The organism is Bradyrhizobium sp. CCBAU 11386, assembly GCF_028128955.1.
In the GTDB taxonomy this organism is placed as follows: domain Bacteria; phylum Pseudomonadota; class Alphaproteobacteria; order Rhizobiales; family Xanthobacteraceae; genus Bradyrhizobium.
Genome location: NZ_LBKA01000246.1, coordinates 53,252 through 65,302, shown reverse-complemented (window position 1 = coordinate 65,302; position 12,051 = coordinate 53,252). Strand labels below are relative to the sequence as shown.

13 protein-coding genes are annotated in these 12,051 nt (G+C 65.7%); 5 read left to right on the top strand and 8 right to left on the bottom strand.

Translation table 11 applies throughout. From position 1 onward, the window contains the following. Nucleotides 1-23: 23 nt before the first annotated feature. The gene (locus XI09_RS29830) at nucleotides 24-536 is read right to left on the bottom strand and encodes a MarR family winged helix-turn-helix transcriptional regulator (RefSeq protein WP_271570020.1); all 513 of its coding nucleotides are present in this window, start codon (nucleotides 534-536) and stop codon (nucleotides 24-26) included. Continuing rightward, nucleotides 526-1,158, bottom strand: coding sequence for a maleylacetoacetate isomerase (gene maiA, locus XI09_RS29825; RefSeq protein WP_271570019.1), 633 nt, complete (start codon nucleotides 1,156-1,158; stop codon nucleotides 526-528). The genes XI09_RS29830 and maiA overlap by 11 nt, the downstream gene beginning before the upstream one ends. 106 nt (nucleotides 1,159-1,264) lie before the next feature. On the opposite strand from maiA, the gene gtdA reads away from it, so the two are divergent. Beyond that, on the top strand, nucleotides 1,265-2,305 hold the full coding sequence (gene gtdA / locus XI09_RS29820; protein ID WP_271570018.1) for a gentisate 1,2-dioxygenase: 1,041 nt from the start codon (nucleotides 1,265-1,267) through the stop codon (nucleotides 2,303-2,305). Between the two features lie 222 nt (nucleotides 2,306-2,527). On the opposite strand, the gene XI09_RS29815 is transcribed toward gtdA, so the two are convergent. The 4 genes from XI09_RS29815 to XI09_RS29800 form a co-directional block, all read right to left on the bottom strand. After that, complete coding sequence (locus tag XI09_RS29815; protein WP_271570017.1) at nucleotides 2,528-3,355, bottom strand: ABC transporter permease; 828 nt, start codon at nucleotides 3,353-3,355, stop codon at nucleotides 2,528-2,530. Next, nucleotides 3,348-4,121 carry an ABC transporter ATP-binding protein gene (locus XI09_RS29810; protein WP_271570016.1) on the bottom strand — a complete coding sequence of 258 codons (774 nt, stop codon included), beginning with the start codon at nucleotides 4,119-4,121 and terminating at the stop codon, nucleotides 3,348-3,350. Before XI09_RS29810 ends, XI09_RS29815 begins: the two co-directional genes overlap by 8 nt. Before the next feature lie 187 nt (nucleotides 4,122-4,308). Next, on the bottom strand, nucleotides 4,309-5,313 hold the full coding sequence (locus XI09_RS29805) for an ABC transporter substrate-binding protein (RefSeq protein WP_271570015.1): 1,005 nt from the start codon (nucleotides 5,311-5,313) through the stop codon (nucleotides 4,309-4,311). 34 nt (nucleotides 5,314-5,347) lie between these two features. Further along, nucleotides 5,348-6,712, bottom strand: coding sequence for an FAD-dependent oxidoreductase (locus XI09_RS29800; RefSeq protein WP_271570014.1), 1,365 nt, complete (start codon nucleotides 6,710-6,712; stop codon nucleotides 5,348-5,350). Nucleotides 6,713-6,823: 111 nt separating this feature from the next. Between XI09_RS29800 and XI09_RS29795 the strand changes: the two genes are divergently transcribed. Beyond that, nucleotides 6,824-7,708: a LysR family transcriptional regulator gene (locus XI09_RS29795; RefSeq protein ID WP_271570013.1), complete on the top strand. Its 885-nt coding sequence runs from the start codon at nucleotides 6,824-6,826 to the stop codon at nucleotides 7,706-7,708. Between the two features lie 172 nt (nucleotides 7,709-7,880). Continuing rightward, on the top strand, nucleotides 7,881-8,153 hold the full coding sequence (locus XI09_RS29790; RefSeq protein ID WP_271570012.1) for a hypothetical protein: 273 nt from the start codon (nucleotides 7,881-7,883) through the stop codon (nucleotides 8,151-8,153). 11 nt (nucleotides 8,154-8,164) lie between these two features. Here XI09_RS29790 and XI09_RS29785 read toward each other — a convergent pair whose 3' ends face one another. Next, nucleotides 8,165-8,968, bottom strand: a complete 804-nt coding sequence (locus XI09_RS29785; RefSeq protein ID WP_271570011.1) for an enoyl-CoA hydratase-related protein — start codon at nucleotides 8,966-8,968, stop codon at nucleotides 8,165-8,167. 154 nt (nucleotides 8,969-9,122) lie between these two features. Here XI09_RS29785 and XI09_RS29780 point away from each other — a divergent pair, with 154 nt between their 5' ends. Beyond that, nucleotides 9,123-10,097 (top strand): ketopantoate reductase family protein, encoded by a 975-nt coding sequence (locus XI09_RS29780; RefSeq protein ID WP_271570010.1) that lies wholly within the window; start codon nucleotides 9,123-9,125, stop codon nucleotides 10,095-10,097. 3 nt (nucleotides 10,098-10,100) lie between these two features. On the opposite strand, the gene XI09_RS29775 is transcribed toward XI09_RS29780, so the two are convergent. Continuing rightward, nucleotides 10,101-10,778 carry an alpha/beta hydrolase family protein gene (locus XI09_RS29775; RefSeq protein ID WP_271570009.1) on the bottom strand — a complete coding sequence of 226 codons (678 nt, stop codon included), beginning with the start codon at nucleotides 10,776-10,778 and terminating at the stop codon, nucleotides 10,101-10,103. A gap of 126 nt (nucleotides 10,779-10,904) precedes the next feature. Here XI09_RS29775 and XI09_RS29770 point away from each other — a divergent pair, with 126 nt between their 5' ends. Next, nucleotides 10,905-12,050 (top strand): acyl-CoA dehydrogenase family protein, encoded by a 1,146-nt coding sequence (locus XI09_RS29770; RefSeq protein WP_271570008.1) that lies wholly within the window; start codon nucleotides 10,905-10,907, stop codon nucleotides 12,048-12,050. The last annotated feature ends 1 nt before the right edge of the window (nucleotide 12,051 follow it).

Genomic DNA, 12,051 nt, shown 5'->3' with positions numbered 1-12,051 from the left:
GGTCACCACATCCCACTCTCCCCTCACCCGCCCTTCCCCAGATGCTCCAGCGCGTCCTCGGCCCGCAGCGGCACCCGCGAGACTTCGTTGTTGAGATCGACGAGCTGCACCAGAAGCCCCATCAGCGTCTTGCGCTCAGTGGGTTTCAGCGGCTCCAGCATGCGCGCCTGGGCGCGTTCGACGGCGGGGATGATCTCGCGCAGGATCGCGGCGCCTGATTTCGTCAGGTACAGCAGCTTGATCCGCTTGTCCTCGGGCGCGGGCTTGCGCTCGATATAGTCCTTGGCCTGGAGCCGTTCGATCACGCTGCCGAGCGTGGAGCGGTCGAACGCGATCACCGCCGACAGCCGCGTCGCATCGATGCCGGGATGGGTGTGGATCGCGATCAGCGCCCCATATTGCACCGGCGTGAGGTCGAACGCCTTGCACTCCTCCATGAAGATCGAGACCGCGATCTGCTGCATGCGCCGGAACAGATAGCCCGGCGCGGCATAGACCGCGTCCATCGTGATCGGAGGGGGAGGCTTACTCGGCATCGGGCTGCTTCTCCGGTGCCGCATTGGCGAACGCGGGCAACGCCTTCGCGGCGGCCTCTGCCTTGAGAAGGCGCGGATAGGCCGAGACATCGACGCCGAAGCGGCGCGCGTTCGCAAGCTGCGGCACGAGGCAGAGATCGGCGAGCGTCGGCGCATCGCCGAAGCAGAACGGGCCCGGCTCGTCCCTGATCAGCGTTTCGCACGCCGACAGGCCCTCGCGGTTGACCCATGCCGCCCATTCCTGGACCTTCTCTTCCGCAAGGCCGAGCTCGCGCAGCCGCGCCAGCACTTTCAGGTTCTGCACCGGATGGGTGTCGCAGGCGATCGCCAGCGCAAACGCCCTCACCTTGGCGCGCCGCAGCGGATCCTTCGGCAGCAGCGGTGGATTGGGGTGCGTCTCGTCGAGCCATTCGATGATCGCGACCGATTGGGTCAGCACCGCACCGCCATCGCTCTCCAGCGCCGGCACCAGCCCTTGCGGATTGATGGCGAGATAGGCGGGCGCGCATTGCTCGCCCTTGCGAAGATGATGCGGCAGGTGCTCGGCGCCGAGACCCTTCAGATTCAGCGCGATCCGCACGCGATAGGCGGCACTGGAGCGGAAATAGCCGTGCAGCTTCATCGAAAACCTCCCTCTCAGTTTCTTGCCCGTCCAAGACCTTCTGCGTTGACGCTACAAAGATTGTCAGTATGCTGTCAATCTCAACGAGAACCACAGGAGGCGCGCCATGGAAGCCGTGACCAAGACGCCGGAACGCGAGGCGTTCTACAAGAAGATCGACGGCGAAAATCTCACCGCGCTGTGGACGGTGATGAGCGATTTGATCACGCCGGAGCCGAAGAGCGCCTGCCGGCCGCACCTCTGGAAATTCGACGTCATCCGCGACTACATGACGGAAGCCGGCAAGCTGATCACGGCCAAGGAAGCCGAGCGGCGCGTGCTGGTGCTGGAGAACCCGGGCCTGCGCGGCCAGTCCAAGATCACGACCTCGCTCTATGCCGGCGTGCAGATGGTGGTGCCCGGCGACGTCGCGCCCGCGCATCGGCACAGCCAGTCGGCGCTGCGCTTCGTGCTCGAAGGCAAGGGTGCGCACACCGCCGTCGATGGCGAGCGCACGGCGATGGAGCCCGGCGATTTCATCATCACGCCGTCGATGACCTGGCACGACCACTCCAACGAGACTGACGAGCCGATGTTCTGGCTCGACGGTCTCGATATCCCGCTGGTGCAGTTCTTCGACTGCTCCTTTGCGGAAGGCTCGAAGGAGGACCAGCAGAGGATCACGAAGCCCGCCGGCGACAGCTTTGCGCGCTACGGCCACAATCTGCTGCCGGTCGACGCGAAGCGGAGTTCGAAGACCTCGCCGATCTTCAGCTATCCCTATGCCCATACCCGCGAGGCGCTGGAGAAGGCTCGCGCGAGCCAGGAATGGGACGCCTGCCACGGGCTGAAGCTGAAGTTCAGCAACCCCGAGACCGGCGATTTCGCGATGCCGACCATCGGCACCTTCATCCAGTTGCTGCCGAAGGGTTTCAAGACCGCGCGATACCGTTCGACGGATGCGACGGTCTTCTGTCCCATCGAAGGCCGCGGCCGTAGCCGCATCGGCGATGCCGTATTCGAATGGGGCCCGCGCGACCTGTTCGTGGTGCCGAGCTGGCAGTGGGTGACGCACGAGGCCGATGACGATGCCGTGCTGTTCAGCTTCTCGGACCGGCCCGTGCAGCAGAAGCTCGATTTGTTCCGGGAAGATCGCGGGAACGCGTGAGCCGGGCTCTATCCTCCGTCATGGCCGGGCTTGACCCGGCCATCCACGCGCCGCCGCACGTGAGGAAAGACGTGGATGCCCGGGACAAGCCCGGGCATGACGACCTCGATTGTAAGCGAACCTACCCCCACTCGTCATTGCGAACGTAGCGAAGCAATCCAGACTGCCAACCGTGGAAAGACTCTGGATTGCTTCGCTGCGCTCGCAATGACGACGGTGAGACTACCGCCAGTGCAATAGTCTGATCTCCAGCAGATTGATCACCTTCCCCACCACCAGCCCGAACACCGACAGGATCACCACGCCCGCGAGCAGCTGATCCGTCTGCATCAGATTGCCGGCCTGGAGCACGAAGGCGCCGATGCCGTATTGCGCGCCGATCATCTCGGCGCTGACGACGAGCAGCAGCGCGACGGAGGCGGTGATGCGGAAGCCGGCGAGGATTGCGGGCAGCGCGCCCGGCCAGATCACCTTGCGCACGATGGTGGCGAAGGGGACGTTGAAGCTCTGCGCCATGCGGATGAGGTTGCGCGGCACCGCATCGACGCCGCTATAGACCGAGATCGCGGTCGAGAAGAACACCCCGAGCGCGATGGTCGCGATCTTCGGCTCTTCGCCGATGCCGAGCCAGAGGATCAACAGCGGCAGCAGCGCGATCTTCGGAATCGGGAACAGCGCGGAGATGAAGGTGATGCCGACGCTGCGCGCGAGCCGCGACAGGCCGATGGCAAAGCCGACGGCGACGCCGGCCGCCGTTCCCAGCAGCCAGCCGACGCCGATGCGCAGCAGCGAGGCCGAGAGGTGCTGCCAGAGCGCGCCTGACATCGCGAGCTCGTAGATTGCGCGCACGATCGCCGATGGTGCCGGCAGGAACAGCGGATTGACGAGACCGACGCTGCCGGCCGCCTGCCAGAGCGCGATGACGAGGGCCAGCGCGATCCAGCCGCCGAAGCGGCTCGACGCGGGCACGAAGCCGGCGCCGCGGAAGCGGACGCGCCGCGTCGCCTCGTTCTTTACAGGTGTCTCCGTCGAGGGTGCGCGATCAAGCATGCTGGACCTCGCGCTCGGCATCGATCGCCTCGTGGCGGATCAGCGACCAGATCTGGTTCTGGAGCGCCAGCAGCCTTTCACGCGCCGCCGTTTCGCCGCGCTCAGTGCGCGTCATCGGCACGGTGACGACCTCGCGGATGCGCCCGGGCCGGCGCGACAGCACCACGATGCGGTCGGCGAGCCGCGCCGCCTCTTCGAGATTGTGCGTGACGTAGATCGCGCCCATGCCGCCATCGGCGAGGAGGCGGACGAAATCCTCCATCAGCAGTTCGCGCGTCTGCGAATCCAGCGCCGAGAGCGGCTCGTCCATCAGCAGGATGGCGGGCCTGACCGCAAGCGCGCGCGAAATGCCGACGCGCTGGCGCATGCCGCCGGACAGCTGCTTTGGATAGGTCTTGCGAAAATCGGTCAGGCCGGTGCGGCGCAGCGCATCCTCGACCAGCGCGCGGCGCTGCGCCGCCGAGAGCTGGGCATGCAGCAGCGGGAATTCGACGTTCTCCTCGACCGTCGCCCAGGGCAGCAGCGCAAAATCCTGGAATACGAAGGTCAGCGGATTGAGACTGTCAGCCGGCGGCGCCCCGCGCAGCTCGGGCGCGCCGGAGGTCGGCTGCAACAGCCCGCCGAGGATCGACAGCAGCGTGCTCTTGCCGCAACCGGAGGGCCCGACGATCGCCACCACCTCGCCGGCACCGACGGTGAAGGAGACGTCGTCGAGCACGGCGAGATCGCCGAAGCGGTGGGTGATGTGGTTGGCGATCAGGTCCATGTGTTGCGCCTCACTCTCGACCCGTCATCCTGAGGTGCGAACATTGCGATGCGAATGCATCGCAATGTGAGCCTCGAAGGATGAGCGGCCCCGCTGCATCCGGGCCGTGCATCCTTCGAGGCTCGCCTTGCGGAAGACCGCAAGGCAAGCGCCTCAGGATGACGGAGATGATTTGAAGCGCGCAGCATCAATCCGCCTTCACATAGTCCTTGGCGATGATCGTATTGGCATCAAAGCCCTTGTCGGCAAAGCCCTGCTCCTGGAGCCATTTGATCTGGTTGTCGACGTTCTTGACGTCGAGCTTGCCGTCGGGATCGATGTAAGCGCAGTTGCCGACCACCTGCTCGACCGGCAGATTGGTGTACTTCGCGATGATCTCCAGCAGCGGCTTGGTCTGCTCGTTGATCGGCGCCACGCCGTCCTTCATCGCGGCGAGGATGACATCGTGATACTCGCGGTCGGCCTTTGCCAAGGCGCCGAGCAGCTTGGTCACCAGCACCTTGTTGGTCAGCGTCTTCGGCGCGGCGAACACCGCGCCCAGCTGCCACGGCGTCTCGTCGCCGACCCAGCCCAGGAACTTCGCACCGCCTTCATCCATCAGCTTGCGCGCGGTGGAGATCGGCAGCAGCGCCGCATCGACGGTCTCGCCCTTGAGCGCTGCCGCCGCGTTCGACAGCGATTGCAGCGGCACGATCTTCACGTCGGCGAGCTTGAAGCCGTATTTGTCGGCGAGCAGCCCAAGCGAATAGTGGAAGCTCGAGCCAACCTGCGTCATTGCCACGCGCTTGCCCGCGAGGTCCTTCGGTGTCTTCAGCCCGGCCGCGTAAGCATTGTTGCTGGCGAAATAGCCGATCAGGGGATAGCCGGCCTTCTCGCGGCTCATGCCGCCGATCACCTTCAGCACGCCCTTGCCGGCGAGATTGTAGAGACCGGCGGTGAAGGCGGTGACGCCGAAATCGACATCGCCCGAGGTGGTGGCGACCGCGATCGGCTGCGCCGCGTCGAAGAACTTCAGCTCGACGTCGAGCCCGGCCTCGCGAAAATAGCCCTTGTCCTGCGCGATGAAGACCGGCCCGGAGGAGGACAGGCGGAGCACGCCGATCCTGGCCTTCAGCGCGTCCTCAGCCTGCGCCGCGCCCATCGCCATGATCGCCAAAAGGCTCGCAAGCGCGAGCCGCGCAATCCCGATCATCCCGTTTCCTCCGCCGTTGTTCTGTTGCAGCCCGTTAAAGCCCTTCGGGTACGGGCTGGTCCCGCCCGATGAAGGCGCCCTGTTGTTTCAACGTTTCCTGCAATTTTTCAATGGGGATGTCACGCGGGATCCGGTTTCCGGAGAGCGCCAGAGCGGCGGCGGAACCGGCAGCCTCCCCCATCACGAAACAGGCACCGGAGACGCGGGCGGCCGACTGGCCCTCATGGGTCATGGAGGCACAACGGCCGGCGACCAGCAGATTGTCGACGCCTTCGGGCACCAGCATCCGGTAGGGCAGCTCGTTATAGCCGCGGGATTCCGGGATCGGCGGGAAGGTGAAGACGACGTCGCCGGGGACATGGGCCTCGATCGGCCAGCCGTTGACGCCGATGGAATCCTCGAACGAGGCACAGCCGAGCACGTCCTCGCCGCTGAGCTGGTAGCCGCCCTTGATCCGGCGGGTCTCGCGGATGCCGAGCTGCGGCGGCAGGTCCACAATGTAGGACTTCTCAAAACCCGGCACGGTGCGCAGGAATTCGAACGCGGCGAGCGCCTGCTTGCGGCCCTCGATCTCACCGCGGGTGAGATCGTCGGGCTCGATACCGTTGATGGCGTGGCCATCCTCGCGCGCCACCTGCGTGAAATTCACCCGCCATTCGATGCCGGACTTCTGCGGCCGCACGATGGCACTCTTGCGCGGAAATTTGTGGGTGCCGGCGGCGAGCGCCTTTTCCATCAGTTGCGGAATCGTACGCCAGGCCTCGCCCGCCTTCTCCGGATCGATGCCGTTGAGGCGGAGCATCATCGAGGGGTACAGCGGATGGCCGTGTTCGTCGCCGATTTCGAACGGCGCGCCGGCCCAGACCGCGAGATCGCCGTCGCCGGAGCAGTCGATGAAGATCTCTGAGCGAACCGCCTGCCGGCCACCCTTGGTCTCGACCATCAGCGCGTCGATGCGGCGGTCGTCGCCCATCACCACGCCGGCGCCGAGCGCGTGGAAGAGGATGTGCACCTTGTGGCTGGCGAGGAGTTCGTCGGCCGCGATCTTGTAGGCCGCAGTGTCGTAGGCCTGGGCGAAGACCTTGCCGAGGATCAGATGCGGGGTGTTCAGGCCGTTGAGCAGGTCGATCCGCGCCAAGAGCTCGGACGCCATGCCCTGCACCAGCCGGTGGGCCTTGCCGTAGACGTTGCCATGCAGGCCGCAGAAATTGGTGACGCCGGCCGCCGTGCCCATGCCGCCAAGGAAGCCGTAGCGCTCGATCAGCAGCGTCTTCCGCCCCGCCCGCGCCGCCGAAGCCGCCGCCACGATGCCGGCCGGACCGCCGCCGAGCACGACGACTTCATACTCGCCGTAGAGCGGCACCTGGCGCGCAGGTTCTTCGATCATCGTGGCCCGCATGGCGCGTCCCTTCCCAAAATCTCTTGCTTGGGGGCGACTATGAATTAACGCGAGGCAGGCTACAATCCACCAAAATACGCGATCAGCTTTCGCGAATCGAGAAAGGTCGACATGGACATCCTGGTGAACCTTCAGGCGTTCCTCGCCACCGCGGATGCGGCCGGCTTCTCCGCCGCCGCGCGAAAGCTCGATGTCTCGACCTCGGTCGTCGCCAAGCGCGTCACGCAACTGGAGGCACGAATCGGCACACCGCTGTTTCACCGCTCGACGCGGCAATTGCGGCTCACCGAAGCCGGGCAGCGCTACGTGCATCGCGCGCGCGGCGTCGTCACCGATGCCACCGACCTGCTCTCGCGCATGGGCGAGAAGGGCCACGATCTGGTCGATCACCTCCGCATCAAGGCCCCGACCTCGCTGACTGTGGCGCGCCTTGCCGACGCCTTCAGCGCGTTCCAGACCCAGAACCCGCGGCTGAAGCTCGAGATCGTGCTGATCGATCGCCCGGTCGATCCCGTCACCGAAGGCTTTGATATCGCCATCGGCGCCTTCCCGCACTCCTTCGGCGGCGTGGTCGACGAGCCGCTGTGCGCGCTGAAGCGGCTGCTCTGCGCGTCGCCCGCCTATTTGAAGAAGCACGGCACGCCAAAGCATCCGCGCGACCTCGTCGAGCATCGCTGCCTCAGCTTTCTGCCGACGGGGCCGGAGTGGATCTTTGACGGCCCCCGCGGCCGCATCAGCATCCAGGTCAGTCCACTGCTCTCCTCCAACGAAGGACATGTGCTGGCGCGCAGCGCGGTCGCCGGCAACGGCATTGCGCTGATATCGCATTATCTCGTCGCGGATGCCTTGCGCGACGGCACGCTCAAACCGGTGCTGCGCGACTTTCCGATTCCGGAATTGTGGGTCAAGGCCGCGATCCCCGAGCGGCGGCGCAATGCGGCTGCGGTGCAGGCGCTGCTCACCCTGCTGAAAACGTCACTGGCGCCGTCGCTGTAGGCCGTGTCAATTGTGAGGTGGCGTAGCCCGCATGAGCAAAGCGACATGCGGGACTTTCGCAACATTCCCGGATGTCGCTTCGCTCATCCGGGCAACGCGGTGCGCGCCGTGTCGGGCACCTGTCACAACATCGCAGTTGCTCTCGCGTGACAGACCTGAGAGAAGGGCCGCCATGGATTCGACATTCGTGAAATACGCATTCGCCGCCCTGACCGCTCTCGCGATCTCAACCACCGCCGCCTCGGCCGTGGAGCAGACCTGCCGCTTCATCCCGGCCAAGGCCGACCGCGAGGCCTGCTACAAGCGGCAGGAGGAAGAGCTGGCCGCAAAGCGCAAGCCCGCCGCGCCGGTCGGCGAGAGCAAGACGCTCGAAACGTTGCGCCAGATGCGGCAGGACGACGACGCCGTCTATCGCAGCATCAACAACATCTGCCGCGGCTGCTGAGCGGAGAACGCTCAGCCTGTCCCGCCACCCCAAGTCGCCGCCCGCTTTTCGGCGAACGACGCCAGCCCTTCCGCCGCCTCCGCGCTCTGGCGCTTGAGCGAATGCAGCTGCACGAGCCGCGTGTAGGCGGCATCGTCCACCGCCATCCCGCCGAACGAGCTCTCCAGCGCGAGCCGCTTGGTCTCGGCCATCGCCTCCGGTCCGTTGGCGAGCAATTGCTCGACGACCTTTGAGCCGGCGACCTCCAGCTCGGCGAGCGGCACGACTTCGTGGACGAGGCCAATGCGGCGGGCGTCCTCGGCCCCAAAGCGTTCGCCGGTCAGCGCGTAGCGGCGGACCTGCCGCACGCCGATGGCGTCGCAGAGCTGCGGAATGATGATCGCCGCCGTCAGGCCCCAGCGCACCTCCGTGATCGAGAACAGGGCATTGTCCGCCGCAATCACGACGTCGCAGGCCGCGATCACGCCGGTGCCGCCGCCAAAGCAACCGCCTTGCACCAGCGCCACCGTTGGGATCGGCAGCGTGTTGAGCCGCTGCACCGCCTCGAAGGTCGCCCGGGACGCCGCCTCGTTCGCCTCGGTCGATTGAGGCCGCACGCCGTTGATCCATTTGAGGTCGGCGCCGGCCTGGAAATGCCTGCCGTTCCCCCTGAGCACGACGACACGCAGGTTCGGCTTCTTGCCGAGATCATCCATGGCCGCGAGCACGCCCGCGATCAGCGCGCCGTCATAGGCGTTGTTGACCTCCGGCCGGTTCAACGTGACGGTCGCAACCCCACGCTCATCCAAAGTCCACAAAACGGGGTTGGCAGTCATCGGCGATCCTCCGGTCGTTTGTTTGGCGCACACTATGGCCGAGGCAACGCATCCCGATCCATATCTTTCCGGCGTAGGGCGGCCGCGTCCATCGCATGGCGGCTTGTGTCATGCTGCCGCCTGATGGCACCAACGGATCAGGGACGGGACATATATGCGCATCTGCATTTTCGGCGCGGGCGCCGTCGGCAGCCACATCGCGGTCAGGCTGGCACGCGCCGGCCATGAGGTGTCATGCGTGATGCGGGGGGCGCATCTGGAGGCCGTGCGCGCGGGCGGCCTGAAGCTGCGCGTCGGTGATTCCGAGGTCACCGCCAAGGTGAACGCCTCAGGCGATCCGGCCCAGCTCGGCCCGCAGGACGTGGTGATCTCGACGCTCAAGGCGACCGCGCTGACGGGACTGGTTTCCAGCCTCAAACCGCTGCTCCAGGACGACACGGCGATCGTGTTCGCGCAAAACGGCATTCCCTGGTGGTACGGCATCGGGTTGCCGCCGCGGCATCCCACCCCGCCGGACATCTCCTTCCTCGATCCCGGAGGCCGCTTGCGCGCCTGCATCCCGAAGGAGCGGATTATCGGCGGCGTGGTCTTCTCCTCCAACGAGGTGATCGCGCCCGGCGTGGTGCAGAACCTCACGCCGGACCGCAACCGCCTGCTGATCGGCGAATGCGACGACCGCAACTGCGAGCGCATCACGAAACTCCGCGGCGTCTTCAACGATGCGCGACTGGAATCGCCGCCGGTGGCCGAGATCCGCGAGGCGATCTGGTCAAAGCTGCTGACCAACATGTCGCTGTCGGTGCTGTGCCTGCTGACCGGCCAGACCGCGCGCGGCGTCCGCGACGACCCTGCATTCGCCGAAGTCATTCCGCGCATGCTGAACGAGGCCAACGACATCGCCCAGCACTTCATTCCCGAGGTGAAGCGCGTGACGCGCAGCGGCCCCGCCCCCAATCACAAGCCGTCGCTGCTGCAGGATTACGAGCTCGGCCGCGCCATGGAGATCGACGTGCTGGTGAAGGCGCCCGCCGCCTTCGCGCGCACCGGCGGCCTGTCGACGCCGACGCTCGACCTGATCGCCGCGCTGGCGATCCAGAAGGCGCGCGACAAGGGACTCTATTCGGCCTGAACTTCAGGCGAGCCCGTCGATCCAGGCCGCGAGCGTGTCGAGCACCTCCGTGAGCGCCTCGTCATTGGTCCGGCCTGACTTTTTCAGCACCGCGAAGGAGTGATCCCCTCCTTCGACTTCGTGCAGCGTTGCCTTCGATCCCAGGGCCGCAATGACAGGCCTGAGATGGCCAAGATCGGCAAGTCCATCGCGCGTGCCTTGCAGGAACAGCATGGGGATGGCGATGCCGGCGAGGTGCTCGGCGCGCTCGGACGACGGTTTCTTGTCGGCATGCAGGGGAAAGCCGAGGAAGGCGAGCCCTTTGACATCAGGCAGTGCACCCCTGGACTGCGCCTGCGAGGTCATGCGCCCGCCAAATGATTTCCCGCCCGCGACGAGCTTCAATCCGGGGCACAGCCGCGCCGCCTCCGCGACCGCCGCGCGGATGGCGGCGTGCGCGACAGCCGGCTGGTCGGGACGTCCCTGCTTCCTCTCCATGTAGGGGAAATTGAAGCGGAGCGTGGCAATGCCGCGATCCGCAAGGCCTTTTGCGACCGTCTCCATGAACGCATGCCGCATATCGGCACCCGCGCCGTGCGCCAGCACATAACAGGCGCGCGCATCTTCCGGCTGCGTCAGGATCGCCGAGACCGTGCCGATACGCTCGATGTCGAGCTTGAGCTCTTGAGTTTTGGTCGCCACAATCAGCCATCCCGACAGACGCTACTCCGGCCGCCTTGGTAGCGTCACCGGCGCAGCCTGAAAACACAATAATTGTCGCCGCCGGCCAGCCTACCAAGCCGGAACACCGCATCAACCGAGGTAACCATGGCCTACCGCTCCTCCTGGATGACCGAAGAGCTCGACGTCTTTCGCGACCAGTTCCGAAAGTATCTTGCCAAGGACCTGGCGCCGCATGCCGAAAAATGGCGCGAGCAGAAAATGGTCGACCGCTTCGCCTGGCGCGGCCTCGGCGAGATGGGCGCGCTGCTGGCGAGCGTGCCGGAGGAATATGGCGGCCTGGGCGCGACCTTCGCCTATGACGCGGCCGTGCTGGATGATCTCGAGAGCACCGTGCCGGAGCTGACGACCGGCGTCTCCGTGCACAGCGCCATCGTCGCCCACTACATCCTCAACTACGGCTCGGAGGAGCAGAAGAAGCGCTGGCTGCCGAAGATGGCGAGCGGCGAGATGGTCGGCGCCATCGCCATGACCGAGCCCGGCACCGGGTCGGACCTCCAGGCCGTGAAGACCACCGCGAAGAAGCAGGGCAATTCCTACGTCATCAACGGCCAGAAGACTTTCATCACCAACGGCCAGGCCGCCGATCTCGTCATCGTCGTCGCGCGCACCGGCGATGCTGGGGCCAAGGGCATTTCGCTGATCGCGGTCGAGACGTCAGGCGCGGACGGTTACAAGCGCGGGCGCAACCTCGACAAGATCGGCCTGCATGCCTCCGATACGTCAGAGCTGTTCTTCGATAACGTCACGGTGCCGCCAGAGAACCTGCTCGGCAAGGAGGAAGGCCAGGGCTTCGTCCAACTGATGCAGCAATTGCCGCAGGAGCGTCTCGCGCTCGCGGTCGGCGCCGTCGCCTCGATGGAGCGCGCCGTCAAGCTCACCACCGAGTACACCAAGGAACGGAAGGCGTTCGGCAAGCCGCTGATGGATTTCCAGAACACCGCCTTCACGCTCGCCGAGCGCAAGACCGAGGCGATGATCGCGCGCGTCTTCGTCGACTGGTGCATCGAGCGCCTGGTCGCCAAGGACCTCGACACGGTGACGGCCTCGATGGCGAAGTACTGGTGCTCGGACAAGCAGGTCCAGACCGCCGACGAATGCCTCCAGCTGTTCGGCGGCTACGGCTACATGCAGGAATACCCGATCTCGCGCATCTTCGTCGATTCCCGCATCCAGAAGATCTATGGCGGCACCAACGAGATCATGAAGCTGCTGATCGCAAGGTCGCTGTAGC